Source organism: Shewanella chilikensis, assembly GCF_002836945.1.
In the GTDB taxonomy this organism is placed as follows: domain Bacteria; phylum Pseudomonadota; class Gammaproteobacteria; order Enterobacterales; family Shewanellaceae; genus Shewanella; species Shewanella chilikensis.
Map to the genome: position 1 here is coordinate 1 of NZ_NIJM01000104.1, position 1706 is coordinate 1706.

The window sequence follows — 1706 nt, forward strand, 5'->3', positions numbered from 1 at the left end:
ACTTCTTCAAGTCCGTAAAACCCATCTGGGTTGTATGGTTAAGCCTCTCGAGTCATTAGTACAGGTTAGCTCAACGCCTCGCAACGCTTACACACCCTGCCTATCAACGTCCTGGTCTCGAACGGCTCTTCAGAGGTCTCTAGGACCTAGGGATGACTCATCTTGGGGCTCGCTTCCCGCTTAGATGCTTTCAGCGGTTATCGATTCCGAACGTAGCTACCGGGCAATGCCATTGGCATGACAACCCGAACACCAGCGGTTCGTCCACTCCGGTCCTCTCGTACTAGGAGCAGCTCCCCTCAATCATCCAACGCCCACGGCAGATAGGGACCGAACTGTCTCACGACGTTCTGAACCCAGCTCGCGTACCACTTTAAATGGCGAACAGCCATACCCTTGGGACCGACTTCAGCCCCAGGATGTGATGAGCCGACATCGAGGTGCCAAACACCGCCGTCGATATGAACTCTTGGGCGGTATCAGCCTGTTATCCCCGGAGTACCTTTTATCCGTTGAGCGATGGCCCTTCCATTCAGAACCACCGGATCACTATGACCTGCTTTCGCATCTGCTCGACGTGTCTGTCTCGCAGTTAAGCTGGCTTATGCCATTGCACTAACCGTACGATGTCCGACCGTACTTAGCCAACCTTCGTGCTCCTCCGTTACTCTTTGGGAGGAGACCGCCCCAGTCAAACTACCCACCAGGCACTGTCCCTAATCCCGATAAGGGACCAAGGTTAGAACATCAACACTACAAGGGTGGTATTTCAAGGTTGACTCCAACAAGACTGGCGTCTCATCTTCATAGTCTCCCACCTATCCTACACATGTAGGGTCAATGTTCAGTGCCAAGCTATAGTAAAGGTTCACGGGGTCTTTCCGTCTAGCCGCGGGTATACGGCATCTTCACCGCAATTTCAACTTCACTGAGTCTCGGCTGGAGACAGCGTGGCCATCATTACGCCATTCGTGCAGGTCGGAACTTACCCGACAAGGAATTTCGCTACCTTAGGACCGTTATAGTTACGGCCGCCGTTTACCGGGGCTTCGATCATGAGCTTCTCCGAAGATAACCCAATCAATTAACCTTCCGGCACCGGGCAGGCGTCACACCGTATACGTCATCTTGCGATTTTGCACAGTGCTGTGTTTTTGATAAACAGTTGCAGCCACCTGGTATCTGCGACTGCCAGCAGCTTACGACGCGAGGTCTTCACCGCCGGCAGCGTACCTTCTCCCGAAGTTACGGTACCATTTTGCCTAGTTCCTTCAGCCGAGTTCTCTCAAGCGCCTTGGTATTCTCTACCCGACCACCTGTGTCGGTTTGGGGTACGATTTCTACTAACCTGAAGCTTAGAAGATTTTCCTGGAAGCATGGCATCAACCACTTCATCCCCTTGGGGACTCGTCATCAGCTCTCAGTGTATGTGTGCCCGGATTTGCCTAAGCACACCACCTACTACCTTAAACGCGGACAACCAACGCCGCGCTGGCCTAGCCTTCTCCGTCTCTCCATCGCAGTTAGCAGAAGTACGGGAATATTAACCCGTTTCCCATCGACTACGCCTTTCAGCCTCGCCTTAGGGGTCGACTCACCCTGCCCCGATTAACGTTGGACAGGAACCCTTGGTCTTTCGGCGAGGGGGTTTTTCACCCCCTTTATCGTTACTCATGTCAGCATTCGCACTTCTGATACCTCCAGCG

Annotated in this window: 1 rRNA gene; it reads right to left on the reverse strand. The window is 53.2% G+C overall.

From position 1 onward, the window contains the following. Nucleotides 1-34: 34 nt before the first annotated feature. Nucleotides 35-1706 (reverse strand): 23S ribosomal RNA (locus tag CX651_RS19670); the annotation flags it as partial.